Source organism: Pseudoalteromonas lipolytica (genome assembly GCF_003515105.1).
GTDB lineage: Bacteria > Pseudomonadota > Gammaproteobacteria > Enterobacterales > Alteromonadaceae > Pseudoalteromonas > Pseudoalteromonas lipolytica.
In genome coordinates this window covers 238,489-257,864 of the sequence record NZ_CP032091.1, presented here as the reverse complement: position 1 = coordinate 257,864, position 19,376 = coordinate 238,489, and the positions used below count along the sequence as shown (strand labels likewise).

Genomic DNA, 19,376 nt, shown 5'->3' with positions numbered 1-19,376 from the left:
GCATAGTGTCGCACTCTATTCTCATAAATCGCGCTAAAGCCCGAGCTACACCCTCAGCTACGTAGGAACGGCTTCAGCCGTGAACCTTAAAAATTCGGCGTTAAAACGCCGTCTACATCGAAAGTGTTCTGCTGTGTAGGTCGCCGCCACTTATAGCAGCCTACATACTTATAGCGGCCTACATAGTGTCGCACTCCATTCTCATAAACCGCGCTAAAGACCGAGCTACACACTCAACTACGTAGGAACGGCTTCAGCCGTGAACTTTAAATGTTCGGCGTTAAAACGCCTCCTACATCGAAAGTGTTCTGCTTTGTAGGTCACCACTTATAGCGGCCTGCATACTTATAGCAGCCTACATAGTGTCGCACTCTAGTCTCATAAATCGCGCTAAGCCCGGACTACACACTCAACTCCGTAGGAACGGCTTAAGCCGTGAACCTTAAAAATTCGGCGTTAAAACGCCTCCTACATCGAGAGTGTTCTGCTGTGTAGGTCACCATTTATAGCAGCCTACATACTTATAGCGGCCTACATAGTGTCGCACTCTATTCTCATAAATCGCGCTAAAGCCCGAGCTACACGCCAACTGCGTAGGAACGGCTTCAGCCGTGAATCTTAAAAATTCGGCGTTAAAACGCCTCCTACATCGAAAGTGTTCTGCTGTGTAGTTCACCACTTATAGCGGCCTACATACTTATAGCAGCCTGCATAGTGTCGCACTCTATTCTCATAAATCGCGCTAAAGCCCGAGCTACACCCTCAGCTACGTAGGAACGGCTTCAGCCGTGAACCTTAAAAATTCGGCGTTAAAACGCCTCCTACATCGAAAGTGTTCTGCTTTGTAGGTCGCCGCCACTTATAGCGGCCTACATACTTATAGCGGCCTGCATAGTGTCGCACTCTATTCTCATAAACCACGATAAAGCCCGGCCTATACGCCAACTGCGTAGGAACGGCTTAAGCCGTGAACCTTAAAAATTCGGCGTTAAAACGCCTCCTACATCGAGAGTGTTCTGCTGTGTAGGTCACCATTTATAGCAGCCTACATACTTATAGCGGCCTACATAGTGTCGCACTCTATTCTCATAAACCACGATAAAGCCCGGCCTATACGCCAACTGCGTAGGAACGGCTTCAGCCGTGAACTTTAAATGTTCGGCGTTAAGACGCTGCCTACAAGCTATTTCCTTTAAGCTCGCTAACTTTACTATTTACCTGTAAGTATGCTTTTGTATATTTATCAAATGAGCTTAATCTCGACCAAAGCCAATCAGCTTTTTACCATTTAACCCATTTTTATGCCATTCGGTTTGCTCTTCGCAGAATATTTGTGCGTCGAGCTCTTTGCTTGGTTCTTCGTTTAAGCTACCAGCGGGCACCAAAAGATAGCTGCTGTCTTGTGATTCAAATGGCAGTGCAGAGCCACAGGTTTTACAAAATGCACGTGACAATGCACGATTTGGGTAGTTAAAACGTGTAATATTATGCTCACCTTTCAGCCATTCGATGGCATCGGGTGAGGTAAATAAATTTGCAGCATGTGCAGTGCCAGATAATTTACGGCATTGCTCGCAATGGCAAAAGAAAAAACGCTTAAAATTGTCAGTTACCTGAAAACTCACTTCACCGCAGCAACAGCCACCCGTTAATATTTTACTCATAGTCACCTCCTTTTTGATTCAGCATAACCCGAGATAAAGAGTTCAACAATGCGCCTAAATGGTAATAACAAGTAAAACGAATTATGCCTGAATGTACTAGGCTGGTAGATTCAACACTCTTCATGTTATATTTAGTAATAGGAACCCACCTTAATTTCACTAACCCCCACCATAAAATGCATTTTAATTAATAACTTATGAATAAGTTAAAATTTATAAGTCTGAATAATAAAGGGGAACTTAATTAATTTTAGATAAAACATAAAAATTCATATGTACCCGTTTATCAATTAAAACAATTGACAAAAAAATAAAAAAGCCACACGTTATCGTTATAAAGCAATTTATAAAAAATCGCCATCAAACTATAAGACACGAGGAAAATGCGATGATATTAGCAGCAGGTTATCTGGCTATTTTTCTCGGCCTAATACATTCTTTTTTAGGTGAGATTCTTATTTTCCAAAAACTAAGAGATAACGAACTAATCCCAAGTCATGGTGGTGACTTACTAAAAGCGCGACAGGTTAGAATTTTATGGGCCTCATGGCATCTGGTTTCTATTTTTGGGTTTGGGATGGCAAGTATTTTAATATGGCTTTCATTGTCAACCTCAAATTCATCTATCACAGAGGTTTTAATTAATATTGTTTCTATTACCATGCTGTGTGGCGCTGTATTAGTGCTAATTGGTACTAAAGGAAAACATCCCGGCTGGATAGTCCTTACCATAATTGGTATTTTACCTTGGTTTGCCTAATAGATTTTATAAAGTGGAACTATTAAAAACTACATAACAATAAAAATGGAGAAGAATATGCAAGCTTATTTTTTATGGCAAGCAACTATTTTGAGCGTAATCACGTTTTATGTTCATACATTTATTGGTGGACCAAGAGTTGCCGCTCCATTATTAGCTGATAAAGCCCTACCTGTAGCATCAAAATGGCTAAATTATTACTGTTGGCATATTACGACACTGTATACACTTATTATGAGTGGAGCTTATGCATATGTAGCACTTTTTCCAGGCAAAATTGAGCTAATCGTATTTCTTTGTGTCTTAAATTTCTCTTTTTCTATATTGAGCTTTCTCGTTGCTCTCAAAGCAAAAATTAATCCTTTTCGGTTTCCCTCAACATCACTTTTTTTCTTGGTTGCATTATCAGGTTTAACAAGCTTATTAATTTAGCAACCTTTAATCACCCACCCTATATTACTAATATAAAATCTAATGAAATAATAAATTATGAGTAAAAAAAGAGTAAACTCAATCAATAACATACCTATCAAAATTAGAATGGGCATTATTTTCGCTCTTGGAGTAGTGTTAATAACTTACCACTTAACAAAAATTTCAAGCTTATATTTTTTAAATCCTCCGATAGATTATTCATTACTTACTCACTTTCAATCTTTGGTGCGAGTAGTTATTGTTATCTCCTTGTTTTTAGTTATTTTAAAGAAGAAATACGCCTTGTTCAGTATGTGGGTTAGTATACTCATTTTAGTTATTACCCAATACATTACATACTTTTCAAACTCGCCCACTGACGTTTCTGTATTTTCATATTTAAAAGGCTTTATTTTTCCATCAATAATTACGCTTCTGTTTCCATACAAGAAAGATACAACACGTTCAGTTTAAAAATAAAAAAGGCCATGTTACGTGTGCAACATGGCCTTTTTGAATTGACACAACTTAAAAATCTAAGTTCGATAAAATCTCGTCATCAACGTTATTCGATAACGTCACCTTCAGTTTTGGTGTACGTGCCATTTCACGCTTAATCGCAAAGTTGGCTTCTTCGTTACGCGCCCAACTACGACGTGCAATACCGTTATTTACATCAAACAGTAACATTGATTTTAAACGACGTTCAGCGGCTTCAGAGCCATCTAGTAGCATACCAAAGCCACCGTTGATCACTTCACCCCAACCTACACCGCCACCATTATGGATTGATACCCATGTTGCACCACGGAAACCATCACCAATCACGTTATGAATGGCCATGTCGGCTGTGAAACGGCTACCATCATAAATGTTTGATGTTTCACGGAAAGGCGAGTCAGTACCACTTACGTCATGGTGGTCGCGGCCAAGAACTACAGGGCCAATTTCTCCACGATTAATTGCATCGTTAAAGGCTTTGGCAATATCTGCGCGGCCTTGTGCATCCGCATACAAGATACGTGCTTGCGAGCCGACAACAAGTTTGTTTTGCTTCGCGTCTTTAATCCAAGTGATGTTGTCTTGCATTTGCTGCTGAATTTCTTCTGGTGACTCAGCCATGATTTTTTCAAGGACTTGTGCAGCAATGGCATCAGTTTTATCTAAATCTTCTGGCTTACCAGAGGTACATACCCAACGGAATGGACCAAAACCATAGTCAAAACACATTGGACCAAGGATATCTTGTACATACGATGGGTATTTAAAATCAATACCATTTTCAGCCATCACATCGCCACCAGCACGAGATGCCTCAAGCAAGAATGCATTACCGTAATCGAAGAAATATGTGCCTTTTGCTGTGTGTTTATTTATAGCATCAGCATGGCGTTTAAGCGTCGCTTGTACTTTTTCTTTGAATACGTCTGGTTCTTCACGAATTAAACGGTTTGATTCTTCGTAGCTGATATCTACTGGGTAATAACCGCCTGACCACGGGTTATGCAGTGATGTTTGGTCTGACCCTAGGTGAACAAAAATATCTTCAGCTAAAAAGCTTTCCCATACATCAACGATATTACCAATGAACGCAATTGAAACTACTTCTTCGTTTTGTTGCGCGCTGCGTACGCGTTCAATAAGTTCTGGCATGTTATCGATTAGCTCATCAACCCAACCTTGTTGGTGACGTTTTGTAGCCGCTTTCGGGTTCACCTCTGCACACACTGTAATACAGTTTGCAATATTACCCGCTTTTGGCTGCGCACCACTCATGCCGCCTAAGCCAGCAGTTAAGAAAATTTTACCTTTTGGTGATTCGCCTTTTTCAAGTACTTTACGGAACGCATTCATCACCGTAATAGTTGTACCGTGAACAATACCTTGCGGGCCAATGTACATGAATGAACCCGCGGTCATTTGACCATATTGCGTTACACCCAGTGCATTGAATTTTTCCCAATCATCAGGTTTTGAATAGTTCGGGATCATCATACCGTTAGTAACCACAACACGCGGTGCTTCAACCGAAGACGGGAATAACCCCATCGGATGACCTGAGTACATGTGAAGCGTTTGGTCTTCTTCCATCTCGCTTAAGTACTTCATGGTTAATAAGTACTGAGCCCAGTTTTGGAATACCGCACCGTTACCACCATAAGTGATCAGCTCTTCTGGATGCTGTGCAACCGCAGGATCGAGGTTGTTGTCGATCATAAGCATAATCGCGGCAGCTTGTTCACATTTTGCTGGGTAATCGCTAATTGAACGTGCTTTAAGTTCATAATTAGGCTTAAAGCGATACATGTAAATGCGACCAAATTGCTTTAGCTCTTGTGCAAATTCAGCGGCGAGCTCTTGGTGCCACTCTTTCGGGAAATAACGCAATGCATTACGAATAGCCAATTGCTTTTCGTCTGCTGATAAAATGTCTTTACGTTTTGGAGCGCGGTTAGCATCGCTTGGATAAGCTTTAGGCTCAGGTAAAACGCGTGGGATCCCTTGTTTAATTTGTTCTTGGAAAGTCATTATCTGCTCCCTTAGTTTACTTTAAACGCTTGCGATTTAACCAGTGTAACCATGGCATCAATATCCGGCTTAAGTAAACGATCTTCTTCTAACTTAGCCACTTTGTTACGAATAATTGCAACGTTTTCTTCTATGATATCTGAGCACTTATTAGGGCGTCTAAATTCGATAGCTTGTGCTGCATACATCAGCTCAATTGCAAAAATTTTATCAAGGTTACCTAAAATCTGGTTTAGTTTACGACCCGAGATACTGCCCATTGATACGTGGTCTTCTTGGCCCATTGATGTTGGTACACTGTCTGCCGATGGTGGGAAACACAGTGATTTGTTTTCTGTTACCAATGCTGCTGTCACGTATTGTGGGATCATCATGCCTGAGTTCAAACCACCAGATGAGGTTAATAAGCGCGGTAAACCGTGTAAACCCTCAAGTAATAAATAACAACGACGGTCAGCAATATTACCAAGCTCAGCCGCCGCAATTGAAGCGTAATCTAATACCATAGCAAGGGGTTGACCGTGGAAACCGCCACCCGAAATAGCCTCTTCTTCGCTGATAACTATTGGGTTATCAGTTACTGAGTTCATTTCTGTTTCAGCAAGTTCTTTTAAGTGGTTGTAGGCGTTTCGCGAAGCACCATGCACTTGTGGAATACAACGCAATGAATATGGGTCTTGAACACGGTCACAATTAGTGTGTGACGCCATGTTTTCAGAGCCTTCGAAAAAGCGACGCATACGCGCTGCCACTTCAACATTGCCTTTAAAGGCACGAATTGCATGAAGCTCTTCACGAAACGGTGATTGGCTACCCTGCATACCTTCGATACTCATCGCCCCTGCAATATCGGCAAGGTCTAGTAAGTAACCCATTTTTGTCAGTGCCGTGATCGCATGCGATAAAATAAATTGTGTGCCATTGATAAGCGCTAAGCCTTCTTTAGCATGTAACTCCATTGGCTCTAAACCATGCTCTTTGAGTACTTCTGCAGCCGGCTTAATATCACCATCAATCCAAAACTCACCTTCGCCTAATAAGGGTAAAAATAAGTGTGATAACGGAGCTAAATCGCCTGATGCGCCTACTGAGCCTTGTTCTGGCACAACCGGGATAATATCAAGCTCAATAAACTTAAGCATGCGCTCTACAACCGCTAAACGAATACCTGAATAACCTTGGCTTAGTGCGTGCACTTTAGTGATAAGCATTAGCTTTGAAATAGGTTTAGCAATGGGCTCACCCACGCCGACAGCATGAGTGATTAATAAGTTCTTTTGTAACAGATTAGTTTCTTCTGGAGATATCTGCGTATCACATAACGGGCCAAAACCTGTGTTAATGCCATAAATGGCTTTATCAGAGGCAGCCATTTTATCTACGTTTTGGCGGCTTTTATTAATTTTATCAATCGCTTCTTGGCAAAGCTCTGCCTGTAACGTACCCGCTGCAATAGCATTAACGCTGTCTAACGTTAACTGGTCAATACCGTACTTAAATGTCATTTATAACTCCTAAAGAACAGGATTAGTTTTATTTAATGCAATGCTAACTTGCTCTAGATGTTTTACAAATGCATAATTATCGTTATTCATTCCAGATTTATCGAACTATAAGAATCGCCATGCAAGTTCATGATGTAGACCTGCGCTTATTGCGCGTTTTTGTAGCAATTGTAGAGTGTGGGGGGCTGTCGGCGGCTGAGTCGCGATTAAATATTGGCCGCTCAACTATCAGTGCTCATTTATCAGATTTAGAAGTTAGGCTTGGCATTAAATTATGTAAGCGTGGCCGCAGTGGGTTTGAAATTACCGATGCTGGCGCCATTACTTATCAAGCTTCAATTGAACTTTTACAACAATGTGAAGCATTCGCCAATACAGTCGCCAGTTCTAAAAATGAGTTATCGGGGCGTTTAAGCATCGCCATGATAGATACCATGGTGAGTGACCCACGCTGTGTGATCCCCCGCGTTATAGCCACACTAAAAAGAAAGAGTAACAATATTCAGTTTGATATTAATGTATGTGAAGCCCGAGAAGTTGAAACGTCGGTGGCTAATGGCCGTTCACTCGTTGGCATTGGCGTGAGCCGCCATCATATTCGCGGTTTACACTACACTCCCCTGCATAACGAAACCAACTTTTTATATTGTGCGAAAGGCCACCCGTTATTTGATTGCGAAGACGGGCACATTAATAAACTAATAAAAGAAGCTGAAGTAATCACCAGTAACTATATGCGCGATAAAGAAAGCCGTAACGACGGTTTGAATTATCAAAACAGTGCGGTAGCGTATCACGATGAAGGCATTGCCCACTTGATTCTATCGGGTGAGTTTATTGGTTATTTACCCGATCACTATGCGCAGTTTTGGGTAGATAAAGGTATGTTTAAGGCTATTCAACCAGCCAAGTACCATTATGATATTCCGGTGGTGTTGATCACCTCAAAAACAAACGCTAATTCGCCACTTGCAAACGCCATGATTGAAGAAATAAAACACTGTTATACAGCTTAATAACAATATTACTGACGTTGAGTACCTTTAAGCTCATTTATTAATACAACACTAAACGCGATAATTGCGAGGTTTGTGGTTACCGGATTAAAGGCTTCAATTAAAAGCGAGGGCTGTAAAATGGCAACAAATAACATTAAGCCAATTAGCGTCAATATGTTTAATACATTGATTAAAATAGAGCGATAGAAAATAAAAAAAAGCACAGCAAAGATGATTTCACCAACACCTGCTGCACGTGTAATCAAATTTGAAATTTCAGGATTAAAACCAAAACTGCCTGTCATCTGCTGCTCAAGAGGCGAAATATGCACAAGTTTTGGAAACAACCCATGGTAAAACCAACTAAAGCTGATAATAAAGCGGGCAATTTGAAGTGTCGTTAAATGGCTCATCGTGAAGGCTGAATTATGTGTGCTCTAGCCATTAGAGCACACTGCAAAGACTTATAAAACAGTTGGCTTACCAAAACGGTTTTCTGTTTCATCACCAGCTAAAAAGCCATTCTCAATGAGTGCCCAAATTGGTCCAATCAACGGAATAAAACCAATTAAGACCCACCAACCTGACTTATTACGGTCATGCCAACGTTTTACTTGAATCGCTAGTGAAACCCACATTAGGGGAATGTACATAATGAACGAAATAACCATTACGGCCGATTCACTAGCACCAGAAAGTAGTGCAGCAATAAACATAATCACAAACGTAGCAGCCACTACTCCTAAGAACGCATACCAATACGTTTTACGCGGAATTCGACCACTAAAAGAGAATAAAATTTCTTTTATGCTTAACGTTGTTGATTCTGTAGAGGTTGAAACAAGGTTCGATTCTGGGGCTTGATAAACATTTTCTGACACTGTCATTTCCTTTGAATTGTGTTTTAGCAAACTAACACGACGGTTACCCTGCTGATTTATAATCATTAACTAAGCGAGACTCAGCGCGAATAACATAACATAAATTTAGGTTATTTAGGTACTAAAAAATTACAACTAGCTATTCGCTCTTAGCTTTTACCGCAGGCACGGTATTTAATTAACGTTTCGAAAATGGGTCTAAAACTAACTCTGCCTTAAAATATGCCACAGCATCTTCAACATCGATAAATGTTTTTTGCTGAAACTTTAAGCCTCTTTCAAAGTAAAAAACCTCAAAGTGGGTTTTAGCATCGTAAATACAATATCCTTCAAACTTTGGCAAAGTACCAATAGCGTACGCACCGGTGCTAACTCGTTTCTCAACTAAATACTTTTTCAGCTCAATAAACTCTTGTCGCACAGTAACAATCTCTTTATTACGAATACTTAATAACTTATTGAAGCGTTGGAGTAAAAGCAAGTGACCTTTGAAACATTAAAATAAGAAGTATTAAAAAGCACCTGAACGGTGCTTTATATTAATTTGGTTGTTGCCAGTATTTGGCGTATAGATTTGGGTAGGTTTGTTTTAAAAACTTAGCTTTATCTTTAAAGCGCTTGCCTTTTGGCTGTTCAAGCCCCGACGGAATAAACGGCAGTTCATCATCATTTCGCTCTTCGTACAGCATACCTGCGATAAGATCATACTCATCTAAATAAGGGTAAGGTTGCTCATTTAAATGATAAACCGGTGTACAGTCAGCGATTGAATCCGGGTTTTCAAGGGCATTTATAAATACCTGCTCGCCACGTGAAATCAGCCAACATAAAAACTCTGAAAATCCGTAATCGTCGTTACAACCTGCCATTACAAAGGCAGCACCGAACAAATCCCACGTGTAGGCTTTACGCATGCGAAGACTAAACTGCTTATCAAATTCCATCAGCTGTTCATCAGATAAGTCAGTTAGCTTTGCTTTTAATGCATTACATACAGACTCAGGCTCCGCGGTTTTATCTTCTGCGGTAACTAACTGCCAAAACTCAGCTTCTGTTAACACACTCATGATAAAATCTCTTTTACACGACCTACTTGACCATCGTCTAACTGCACTTTTATGCCGTGTGGATGGTTAGGTGATTTTGTCAAAATACGTGACACCACACCTTGGGTTAACTGACCTGTTCGTTGATCTTGCTTTAATACAATATTCACTTCACAACCAATAGAAATTTGTGAACGCGTAGGCACTGCCATAGCAAAGTCTCTTTCATTAATTTTTGCCGATTATAGCTATTTGTGGCGCAGTTACCAAACTAAACCCGTGTGATTGACGTGTTTTTAAGCGCTTGATGGGGAATGATATCGTTAAGTCTTTCGATTATAGCGTCTGATTTTCCTTTAATTTGAAAATCATAGCCTTGACCATTTCTATCCAGAATGACCGCTAAGTAATTATCGGCGACTTTAAACTCAGTAATTCGGTTTAATTCAAGCAACTGCTCTTTCGAGCTGTAATAAAACTGCGTTACTTTAAGGTGAGTATTTGTTGCAATTAGCGTGTTACTCAGTGCGGTTTTTGCAGCAAATTTATCTGTTGAGCGAACGGCTTGCAGAGCAAAAAAAACGGCAGCAACAAAAGCGCTAAATGATGGAAACGGCAACGCGTCGTCAGACAGTATGCCATAAACACCCACGCCTAAAAACAACACAGACAGTGCTGAATTCAAAGATAACATGTGCTTCGCCGTTAAATTCAAAAACATATTTATTCCTTTAAAAATGAAATTGCCTTCGCGTTTATAGTTATATCTATCGTATTAAGTTCATCAATAATTAAGTTTACTATCAGTTGCTTTTGATTTTCGTTAATTGGCAACGTATTGAAAAAACACTTTATTTTAAGTGATTGAGGCAGTTTTTTTAAGTCAGCGGTATGAGTTAGCCATAAAAACTCACTGACTGTCTCTTTAGCTTGCTCACACGCGTGAGTTAACGCAACACGAATGGCTTTATCAAGGCGTTTTTCGGTTTTAGTCATTTTCAACTTGTTGTTTTTTAAATTCTTCGTAACTGTCTTCTTGGCGTTTTACACACTCGTGATACTCTTTATCTGCTAAGTAATTGCATTCATTTAAACGGGCCGATTGAATTTCGTGATACCGTGCATCAGAGCTACATGCACTCAGCATAACGAGTAAGGCTGCTAAAGCCACAAACTTTAAAGCGTTAAAAAACATTAAATTTCCTTTCTTAAGTTATACATTGGCACTGTGTTTTACTGTATATTGCGTGGGTTTAAAATCTTATTATCAAAGGGTCATCTATGATGTTGTCGCAGTTACAAGAGCTGTTTCAGCGTATCGATAAAAGTAAAATTTTTCAATCATTTGTTATCGCGGTCATTGTTATTTCGGCGTTAACTGTTGGCGCGCACACGTACTCGTTACATCCAACCGCAGAAATTGCCTTGCACTGGATGGACATGGGGATCACTGTCTTCTTTCTGATTGAGCTTGTGATCCGCTTTATTGCCAGCCGTGGCATAAAGGACTTTTTTAGAAAAGGCTGGAATATTTTCGATTTTATCATCGTCGTCGGAAGCCTTTACCCTGCTGCGGGGTCAACTATTTTCATCGCAAGGCTGTTACGTATTTTCCGCGTATTACGATTAGTGTCGATGATCCCAGAGCTGCGATTGTTGGTTAATTCGCTATTAAAAGCCATACCGCAAATGGGCTATATCGCCTTGTTAATGTTCGTTATCTTCTACATATATGCCGCAATGGGTAGCATGTTATTTGCCGATATTAACCCTGTTTTGTGGGGCGATGTGTCAATTTCAATGCTAACTCTATTTCGTATTGCCACCTTTGAAGACTGGACCGACGTAATGTATGAAACCATGGCGGTGTATAAACTAAGCTGGATTTTCTACTTAACGTTTATATTCTTAACTGCATTCGTATTCTTAAATATGATGGTCGGTGCCATTTTAGAAGTTATGTCTGAAGAGCATCGTAATGCACGTGAAGAACAAACGAGCGACGATGACATGCCCGCTACAAAAGGCCAAATTGTTCAATTACAAGCTGAAATGGCAGAGCTAAAACAATTACTTAAAGAAAGAAAATAACTTTTTTATTTAACAGTTTTTAGTTATGAGGCGCTAGAGTACAAAACCTAGCGCCTTTATTTTATCCACGTTTTTCCACTTTCCATGGTGGATTCAAGCGGTTTTCACCTGCCCAATACAGTTTGATTTTGTTACCTGAAGGGTCTTTCAAAATAGCTTCTGTCCATAAGTAGCGCTGCGCTGTTGGCGGTTGTTCAAAAGTAATCCCCTTTTTAACAAGGCTCGTGTAAAGAGCATCAAGATGTTCTTCTTCAAAATAGATAACAGCATGACTCTTAAAGTCCCCGCTTTCTAACGACAGCGAAAATGTCGCGTCTCCATTGGTACATTTAAAACGCGCATAGTGAGGTGTATCTACAATTTGAATAAAACCAAGAGTTAAATAAAAAGCCACCGCCTCATTCATATTTTTTACTGGTAACGTGACTTGATTAAGCTTCATTTGCTACTTCTGATTAATTAGATTTCGTTATGCCAGCATATTCCGAATAACTAAATAAGCAAAAGATAAGCGTGAATAACGTATTAAATAACTGATAAGCTCACAGCTTGCATATTCGAGTGGACAGCTGTGAGTCATACTGTAAAGCATCATGCAGCGCTCAAAGGGTTTCCCCTTGCCATTTAAAACTGAATAAACGTTCTATTTTTGTTTATACAAAAAGGGCCGTGCAGCCGCCATAAGTGATAACCAACAAGGGCAATGATGATTATATGTATTTTAATCGCCACCTTGCTGGCCTAATACATGCAATAACTCAGTTAAAGGCAACGACTTGTAAAAGTACCAACCTTGACCTTGAACCTGATAGTCGTCATTGTAATTTTTAATAAAGTTATATTCTTCAACTGTCTCAACCCCCTCAAAAATAACAGTGCGGTTTAGGTTTGTTATTAATGACATAATGGCTAACAACATTTCTTGCTTCAACTCATCAGATATTGATTGAGTGAAAACCTTGTCTATTTTGATCACATCAAAATTGATTTCGGTTAACCACACTAGGTTTGAAACTCCTGTTCCAAAATCATCAAGAGAAATAGAGAAGCCGTATGTTTTAGCTTTTGAAGCAAAACATGACAATTCGTCCAATGGAAGCTCTATTCGCTCGGTGATTTCAATTTTGATTTGCTGTGGTTTTATTTTATTTTCAGTGCATAAATCATATAAATAATCTAAATACTCTTTTGTTTGAATTTCATAAGCGTTAATGTTGATTGCCACGCTGAAATCAGAATCAGCACGTAAAACAGGAGAAAGTTCATTAAGCGCTTTTTTGACCGAGTTATACGCAAGAGTTGGATACAAACTTAGCTGCTCTGCAATACCTAAAAAAAGCTCTGGCGAAACATTACCGTAAACAGAATCTTTCCACCTTATCAAACTTTCTACACCAATAATTTTGTTACTTTTTAGCTCGAGTATTGGCTGATACTCCAAATATAATTCTTCGTTTTCAATGGCTTTACGAAACCTAAATTCCATTGAGTGGCTTTTATCTAAGTATGAACAAATTGAATAAGCAATTAAAAAGCTAATAAACCCAATTAAACCGATTAATAGAGCAGAAATGTAAAAAGGGAAATACAGTAAACCAGGCCGGTTATTGTATGTCTCAATGCAGTATTGGAATTGAGTGCTACAAGTTTCTACCACTTGCGGTTTAAGCAGTGTATCTGTTTTAAACTGGTAGTGTGCCGCATAGTTATGAAAGGTGTATTTTCTATTCTTTGAAATAATTTTATATGAAAAATTTTTATTTAATTGATCAAAGTTTTTAAAAGGGGCATTAATTGTAAAAGCAATTACACTCCCTTTATTTGTAATGTCATATTTCGCTGCAACAGGAAAAATATTCGCAACTTGAGAAGCAAAATAGTAGCCCGATGGAGAATGATACAAAACACCGTCAAGTGGCGTTGAATCAGCAAGAAGTCCCCAATTTGCTGAGCAATTAACTTTATTATTAAAAATCAAACCTAAGTCATGCGTAAATTCATGTTTAGAAAGAATAATGCGCAACTTATTGATTGTCTGAGCATCACACTCAAGAGGAGATAATGCTGAAGCCTCTTGGATAGAAGAGCCTAAATCGCTTGATATGTCTTCTGCTTTTGATAACAAAGATTGCGAAAACTCCTTTTGATAGCTGACTTGCAGATAACTAACCAGAAGGTGAAAAGCAACAACGAGAAAAAGCATTAAACAAATAATATAGAGTGCTTGATTATTTTGAGCTGATTTTAGTGTTTTTCTCGTCATATTTAACTTATACGCTTTACAGTCTAAACCTCAAATTAGCCTTTATGTATTACCAAATCAATAAAAAGTAATAAAATGGAAACAGAGTAAGTGTAACTACCTACTAAACCCCGAGATGAATCAGAAAAGACAACATTAGGCTGTTGCACCTCATACCTTAAATTTACCCACTAAGTCTGTAAGTAAATGAGACAGCTGATTAAGTCTTTCACCATTTTGACGCGCACTCTGTGCAATGTCACTTACATCGTCTGCCGCATTTTTAATTTCGACAACATTGCGGTTTATGTCTTCTGCTACATGCTGCTGCTCCTCGGCTGCAGTCGCTATTTGTGTGTTAAGGTCACTAATATTGACAATAGACGATGTGATCTCGCTAAACTGCTGTTGCGCAGAATGTGCAAGCTCAACAGTTTTATGAGTGCGGTTTAAACTTGCAGCCATTTCTTTAGATACTTGGTCAGACATTTTGCGAAGCGTACTAAGTTGGGTTGCTATTTCCTCCGTTGACTCAGACGTTCTTTGCGACAGCGCACGAACCTCATCAGCAACCACAGCAAATCCACGACCGTGATCGCCCGCTCGAGCAGCCTCTATTGCAGCATTCAGTGCTAATAAGTTTGTTTGCTCAGCAATGCCTCTTATGACACTGAGAATCGACATGATATTTTCACTTTCAGCATCAAGCTGAGTGATATCTTGAGTCGCTTTTGTTATCACAGTAGAAAGCGACACAACACTCTCTACAGTTTCTGAAATGACATTTTGTCCAAGCTCAGAAGCATGCTGTGTTTGCGTTGCAAGCTCTGCTGCATTCGCACAACTTGCGGAGACCTCATTGGCTGTCGCAGCCATTTCATTAATTGCAGTCGCTGCCATTTCAAGAGCTTGTTGTTGCTGTGATGTAGAATCAGATAGTTGTGAGGCTTGTGACGAAGTGTTCGCTGATGTTTCACTCACATTTTGAGAACAATCATTTATTTGCGTCACTAACTCTGAAATTAAATTCAAAAACAAATTAAAGCTATTCGCTAATTTTGCTGTTTCATCTCGCGTTTTAATAACAAGCCGCTTCGTTAAATCACCGCCGCCTTGTGATATTTCTGTCAATCCATCACTCACTTCAACAATGGGGGCTGAAATAAGTTTAGAAATATAACTTGCCACTAGAATAAACACAGCAATCAGCACCGTACTAATAACAAGTATAGTAATTGTGATTGTGTTAGCTGCGCTCATTACTTCAGATTTTTCGACTAAAGCAACGAACTTCCAACCAAGCTTTTGCGAAGTGTAAATATTTGCTAAATAATCTTTGCCATTTATTTCAATTTCAAACTGGCCGCGATCGTTGTTAGCAAGCTCCCGGTATTTACCGCCATTGATTTCGTTTAGCTGTTTAAAACGATAATCCGCATTTTTGACATCGACCAAAACATTGCCGCTGTCTTCTATCAGCATTAAGTAGCCTGTTTCACCCAATTTAATGTTCGCAATAATATCTGTTAGACCTTGCAGTGAAACATCCATGCCTTGTACACCAATTAAGTTGCCATTTTCTTTGATAGCCTTAACAGTTGACACTATTACCATGTCATCAGCAGCCCAATAATAGGCATGCGTTCTTAATGTTTCACCGTTAGCGGCTTTTGCAGTTTTGTACCAAGGCCTTACTCTCGGATCGTAATTAGCGGGTACTTCACTTGCTGGCCATTGAACATAACCACCTTGCTCGTTCCCCATATAAATATATGCAAGGCCGGGGTGCGTTGTAGCAAAGTGATCAAACAAGTTAAACACTGTTTGCTCTACCAAACTGCCATTCTGGTGATCTAGCTTGACTGGATTTGATGATTGCATGTGCGTCATTACGTCGGTTTTTGCATTTAAAGTCGCAGAATGAGACGCCAAGTAATCAACATTTTTTTCAATTTCAGCGAAAAATAAACTGATACCGTTATCTACTTGCCGCGCTTCACGCACACTCAATTGAGCAAAGTTGTCTAGCGCCTGTTGGCGGGTTTCAGTAATAACTAATAGAGAAATAATGATTAAGGGAAGTGCAATTGCTGATGCAAAGGAGAGTTTTAATTTTTTTGAGATGTTCATTGTAGACTTCCAACTAAGTACTTACGAAAATATAGTGAGGTGGTTGCAATTGAGCAAATAAATAGTTGGAAATTTATTAGGCACAAAGTTGGGTAGGCAAGTCGTTCAAGTCTTTAATTTATTTATGATATGACAATAGGTTGACAGATATACATTGTAGACTAGCTTTACCTCTAGTAATGAAACAAATATTTAACAAACCAAACGCTAATGACCTTCCAACCAATTGGCAGCTTTTGCAGGATGCAAATTAGCTGCCTATTCCAATTTCGTGTTTAAGCATATAGCGCAATAAAGCCTGTGCATCTGGGTGTGTATCAGCTTGTAACCCTGCAACAACACCTTGTTGATCCGCTGCTAACTTGTGTTGGCCAAGTTTTTCTTTTGCTTGTATTGACTGAACATTAATTTTAATTCCGACAATACCGCGCAGTAGTTTTGCTTGGTAATCAGCAGGTAGCAAGTCGGTATCGTGTAAAATACTCGGCTCATACTGGCTAATTAACTCATCTAAGCAGGCTAAGGTATTCTCATTATCAAGATATTCAACCTCACCTTGAACATGGACCGCAGCATAGTTCCACGTCGACACAGCGGGTTTTTCTGCATACCAGGTTGGAGATATATAGCTATGCGGACCACTAAAAACCACTAATACGCGGGTTATATCTAAGCCCTTACCATGACGATTTGCCCGTGATACATGACCATACAAGGTACCCAATTCCCCCTCATCAGCTTTGTATACTAAAGGCAAATGTGTGGCTTCAAATTCACTGTCTACCATCAGCGCAAAGCTATAGGTTTTTATAAATTGTGAGACTCGCTCCGGTGTCATTTTCCACTTGCTGGGTGTGTGCATTACTTTCCTTTATTGCTTAAAAAGGCCAGCAAAGTGCCAGCCAGATTTAACTATTACCACTTAATTTTAGCCATCAACAATTATGCGTAGCATACGACGAAGTGGTTCAGCAGCACCCCATAACAGTTGGTCACCAACCGTAAATGCACTGATATATTCTGGGCCCATAGCTAATTTACGAATACGGCCTACCGGAATAGACAACGTGCCAGTCACTTTAACAGGTGTTAGGTCTGTTGCTGTAATGTCTCGGTCGTTTGGAATAACTTTGACCCATTCATTGTGAGACGCAAGAATTTCTTCGATTTTTTCTACGCTGATATCTTTACGCAATTTAATGGTCATTGCTTGCGAGTGGCATCGCATTGCGCCAATACGAACACACAAGCCATCAACCGGGACAGGCTGCTTGCTGGTGCCCAAAATTTTATTAGCTTCGACTTGCGCTTTCCACTCTTCTTTACTTTGACCGCTTGGCATTGGCACATCAATCCAAGGGATAAGGCTACCCGCTAAAGGCACGCCAAATTGGTCTTGTGGTAAATCGCTTGATGCAATTTTTTCGGTGACTAATTTGTCAATTTCAAGAATAGCGGCATTAGGATCAGCCAGTTTGTCAGCAACCGTTTCGTGAATTGCGCCCATTTGTGCAATTAACTCTTTCATGTTGCGAGCACCGGCGCCTGAAGCCGCTTGATATGTCATTGGGCTGACCCATTCAATCAAGTCTTGTTCAAATAATCCACCAAGCGCGAGTAACATAAGTGATACAGTGCAGTTGCCGCCAACATAGGTTTTAACCCCCTGCTCTAACCCTTGTTCAATCACATCTTTGTTTACAGGGTCAAGCACGATAATACTGTCGTCACTCATACGCAGTGCCGACGCAGCATCAATCCAGTAACCTTGCCAACCAGACTCGCGTAACTGCGGGTAAACGGCTTTTGTGTAATCGCCGCCTTGGCAGGTAACAATAATATCCATTTGCGAAAGCGCAGTAATGTCGTTTGCATCAAGAAGTGGTTTTGCTGGGCCCGCAATATCAGGGCCTAATTGACCGGTTTGTGAGGTGGTGAAAAAAGTCGTGTCGATTTGAGAAAAATCATTTTCTTGCTGCATACGATCCAATAACACAGAGCCAACCATGCCCCGCCAACCGACTAATCCTACTTTTTTCATTGTTTGTTCCACTGTTTGATTCATTCCAAGTACCTAAGCTGTTAAAAATTAAAATCCATTGCGTAAGAGTTTAATTTTTACAGAGCTAATCTAGCATTGTGAATGGCACAAAACCAGCGCAGATAATGGAACTTAAAATTATTTCATATTATTTTATTTAATTAACGGGCAGTCTGTAGGCAATACAAGGTTTACTGCATTAGCACAGACTTTAAATGTTTGTTGTTTTGAGGTAATTGGCTCGCCATCGAGGTTAATTGGCATTTCAGTTTGCGTTTGCCATTCAAGCCAAGGCACTTGATAGCGTTTCACCCACTTTTGTGAAGAATTGGGGTAGTTGCTTAACTCTTCGATAACCGCAGGCACATCTGAAATTGCAAATGAGGTGAAAGCAACAAGATCAACCATGCCATCATTAATATACGCATCGGGTGCGAGTAACTGCCCGCCACCGGCTTGTCGGCCATTACACACGGCAGCGGCAATAATCTCACCGGAACTGTGCTGACCATCGGGCAAAGAAAGTTGACCACTGTAAGGAACAAAGCTCAGCGCTTGAACAAGCCCAGCGAGTGTATATGCACCGCCGCCAAGCAAGTTTTTAAGTGCTGGCGGTGTGGTGGCGGTAATTTTTGCCCCAAAGCCTGCACTGGCAACATTAATAAAAAATCGTTTATCGACTTCAACAACATCTACTTCTTGAGTATGTCCCTCAAAAGCCAACGTGAGCGCCGACAAGTATTCAGCCGGAATGTTTGCAGAGCAAGCAAAGTCATTTGCCGTCCCCATTGGGAGTATGGCAAGTACTGGTCTTTGAGATTGCTCAATTTTCATTAAGGCGTTCACAGCTTCGTTGACCGTGCCGTCACCACCAGCAACAATAACCCGTTTTACGCCCTCTTTATTTGCCTCGTTAATCAGTCGCTCAACATCGCCTCCTTCATAGGTTACTCGAACCTCTAACGGGGTTGTTTGTCGAAATTTAGAGACAGCTTCGCGTAATTGCTCATTGCCTGCTTTTTTACCATTTAAAATTAATCGTAGGCTCATTCTTAATCCCTGTTATGACAACTAA

At 40.1% G+C, this 19,376-nt stretch carries 21 protein-coding genes; 4 read left to right on the top strand and 17 right to left on the bottom strand.

From position 1 onward, the window contains the following. Window positions 1-1,253: 1,253 nt before the first annotated feature. Window positions 1,254-1,664 carry a GFA family protein gene (locus D0907_RS17460; RefSeq protein WP_074989107.1) on the bottom strand — a complete coding sequence of 137 codons (411 nt, stop codon included), beginning with the start codon at window positions 1,662-1,664 and terminating at the stop codon, window positions 1,254-1,256. A gap of 388 nt (window positions 1,665-2,052) precedes the next feature. Here D0907_RS17460 and D0907_RS17455 point away from each other — a divergent pair, with 388 nt between their 5' ends. Beyond that, window positions 2,053-2,424: a hypothetical protein gene (locus tag D0907_RS17455; RefSeq protein ID WP_074989106.1), complete on the top strand. Its 372-nt coding sequence runs from the start codon at window positions 2,053-2,055 to the stop codon at window positions 2,422-2,424. Window positions 2,425-2,481: 57 nt separating this feature from the next. After that, a complete protein-coding gene (locus tag D0907_RS17450; RefSeq protein WP_118844929.1) occupies window positions 2,482-2,856 on the top strand; it encodes a protein kinase family protein in 375 nt (124 codons plus the stop codon). Between the two features lie 510 nt (window positions 2,857-3,366). On the opposite strand, the gene D0907_RS17445 is transcribed toward D0907_RS17450, so the two are convergent. Together D0907_RS17445 and hutH are read right to left on the bottom strand one after the other, a co-directional pair. Next, window positions 3,367-5,367 (bottom strand): urocanate hydratase, encoded by a 2,001-nt coding sequence (locus D0907_RS17445; protein WP_118844928.1) that lies wholly within the window; start codon window positions 5,365-5,367, stop codon window positions 3,367-3,369. An 11-nt stretch (window positions 5,368-5,378) separates the two neighbouring features. Beyond that, complete coding sequence (gene hutH / locus D0907_RS17440) at window positions 5,379-6,872, bottom strand: histidine ammonia-lyase (protein ID WP_065979097.1); 1,494 nt, start codon at window positions 6,870-6,872, stop codon at window positions 5,379-5,381. Window positions 6,873-6,991: 119 nt separating this feature from the next. On the opposite strand from hutH, the gene D0907_RS17435 reads away from it, so the two are divergent. Further along, on the top strand, window positions 6,992-7,888 hold the full coding sequence (locus D0907_RS17435) for a LysR family transcriptional regulator (RefSeq protein WP_065979096.1): 897 nt from the start codon (window positions 6,992-6,994) through the stop codon (window positions 7,886-7,888). Window positions 7,889-7,896: 8 nt separating this feature from the next. Here the strand turns inward: D0907_RS17435 and D0907_RS17430 are convergent, their stop codons facing one another. The 8 genes from D0907_RS17430 to D0907_RS17395 form a co-directional block, all read right to left on the bottom strand. Beyond that, complete coding sequence (locus D0907_RS17430; RefSeq protein ID WP_118844927.1) at window positions 7,897-8,283, bottom strand: DoxX-like family protein; 387 nt, start codon at window positions 8,281-8,283, stop codon at window positions 7,897-7,899. Between the two features lie 51 nt (window positions 8,284-8,334). Then, window positions 8,335-8,751, bottom strand: a complete 417-nt coding sequence (locus D0907_RS17425) for a DUF805 domain-containing protein (RefSeq protein ID WP_220469631.1) — start codon at window positions 8,749-8,751, stop codon at window positions 8,335-8,337. Between the two features lie 178 nt (window positions 8,752-8,929). Further along, entirely contained in the window at window positions 8,930-9,232 is a 303-nt protein-coding gene (locus tag D0907_RS17420) for a hypothetical protein (RefSeq protein WP_118844925.1), read from the bottom strand. Window positions 9,233-9,290: 58 nt separating this feature from the next. Beyond that, window positions 9,291-9,818, bottom strand: a complete 528-nt coding sequence (locus D0907_RS17415; protein WP_065979094.1) for a DUF4240 domain-containing protein — start codon at window positions 9,816-9,818, stop codon at window positions 9,291-9,293. After that, window positions 9,815-10,009 (bottom strand): YwbE family protein, encoded by a 195-nt coding sequence (locus tag D0907_RS17410; RefSeq protein WP_036971837.1) that lies wholly within the window; start codon window positions 10,007-10,009, stop codon window positions 9,815-9,817. Before D0907_RS17410 ends, D0907_RS17415 begins: the two co-directional genes overlap by 4 nt. 59 nt (window positions 10,010-10,068) lie before the next feature. Further along, on the bottom strand, window positions 10,069-10,518 hold the full coding sequence (locus D0907_RS17405) for a hypothetical protein (protein ID WP_065979093.1): 450 nt from the start codon (window positions 10,516-10,518) through the stop codon (window positions 10,069-10,071). 2 nt (window positions 10,519-10,520) lie between these two features. After that, window positions 10,521-10,793: a hypothetical protein gene (locus D0907_RS17400; RefSeq protein WP_036971841.1), complete on the bottom strand. Its 273-nt coding sequence runs from the start codon at window positions 10,791-10,793 to the stop codon at window positions 10,521-10,523. Then, window positions 10,786-10,992: a hypothetical protein gene (locus tag D0907_RS17395; protein WP_118844924.1), complete on the bottom strand. Its 207-nt coding sequence runs from the start codon at window positions 10,990-10,992 to the stop codon at window positions 10,786-10,788. Before D0907_RS17395 ends, D0907_RS17400 begins: the two co-directional genes overlap by 8 nt. Before the next feature lie 89 nt (window positions 10,993-11,081). On the opposite strand from D0907_RS17395, the gene D0907_RS17390 reads away from it, so the two are divergent. Further along, window positions 11,082-11,888, top strand: coding sequence for an ion transporter (locus tag D0907_RS17390; protein ID WP_180311914.1), 807 nt, complete (start codon window positions 11,082-11,084; stop codon window positions 11,886-11,888). A gap of 61 nt (window positions 11,889-11,949) precedes the next feature. Here D0907_RS17390 and D0907_RS17385 read toward each other — a convergent pair whose 3' ends face one another. The 6 genes from D0907_RS17385 to yegS form a co-directional block, all read right to left on the bottom strand. Further along, complete coding sequence (locus D0907_RS17385) at window positions 11,950-12,330, bottom strand: VOC family protein (RefSeq protein ID WP_118844922.1); 381 nt, start codon at window positions 12,328-12,330, stop codon at window positions 11,950-11,952. Window positions 12,331-12,609: 279 nt separating this feature from the next. Beyond that, a complete protein-coding gene (locus D0907_RS17380) occupies window positions 12,610-14,151 on the bottom strand; it encodes an EAL domain-containing protein (protein ID WP_118844921.1) in 1,542 nt (513 codons plus the stop codon). Between the two features lie 150 nt (window positions 14,152-14,301). After that, window positions 14,302-16,260, bottom strand: coding sequence for a methyl-accepting chemotaxis protein (locus tag D0907_RS17375; RefSeq protein ID WP_118844920.1), 1,959 nt, complete (start codon window positions 16,258-16,260; stop codon window positions 14,302-14,304). A gap of 250 nt (window positions 16,261-16,510) precedes the next feature. Next, window positions 16,511-17,122 carry an FMN-binding negative transcriptional regulator gene (locus D0907_RS17370; protein WP_118844919.1) on the bottom strand — a complete coding sequence of 204 codons (612 nt, stop codon included), beginning with the start codon at window positions 17,120-17,122 and terminating at the stop codon, window positions 16,511-16,513. A 66-nt stretch (window positions 17,123-17,188) separates the two neighbouring features. Next, window positions 17,189-18,325: an aspartate-semialdehyde dehydrogenase gene (gene asd / locus D0907_RS17365; RefSeq protein WP_118844918.1), complete on the bottom strand. Its 1,137-nt coding sequence runs from the start codon at window positions 18,323-18,325 to the stop codon at window positions 17,189-17,191. 129 nt (window positions 18,326-18,454) lie between these two features. Continuing rightward, complete coding sequence (yegS, locus tag D0907_RS17360) at window positions 18,455-19,351, bottom strand: lipid kinase YegS (RefSeq protein ID WP_118844917.1); 897 nt, start codon at window positions 19,349-19,351, stop codon at window positions 18,455-18,457. Window positions 19,352-19,376: the final 25 nt, after the last annotated feature.